The organism is Mammaliicoccus sp. B-M6 (genome assembly GCF_022386965.1).
In the GTDB taxonomy this organism is placed as follows: domain Bacteria; phylum Bacillota; class Bacilli; order Staphylococcales; family Staphylococcaceae; genus Mammaliicoccus; species Mammaliicoccus sciuri_A.
Genome location: NZ_JAJNHJ010000105.1, coordinates 1 through 229 on the forward strand (window position 1 = coordinate 1; position 229 = coordinate 229).

The 229-nt window shown below is 35.8% G+C and carries 1 rRNA gene; it reads left to right on the plus strand.

From position 1 onward, the window contains the following. A 16S ribosomal RNA gene (locus LQ693_RS13630) occupies nt 1–50 on the plus strand; the annotation flags it as partial. Nucleotides 51–229: the final 179 nt, after the last annotated feature.

A 229-nucleotide genomic window follows, 5' to 3' on the forward strand; every position in this document is an offset into this window, starting at 1 on the left:
AGTCGTAACAAGGTAGCCGTATCGGAAGGTGCGGCTGGATCACCTCCTTTCTAAGGATATTACGGAATGACCATTAGGTCATGGAATAACGGAGACATATTGTATTCAGTTTTGAATGTTTATAACATTCAACATTGCACATTGAAAACTAGATAAGTAAGTAAAATAGATTTTACCAAGCAAAAAACCGAGTGAATTTCTAACGAAATTCAACAAGCTTAATAATCGC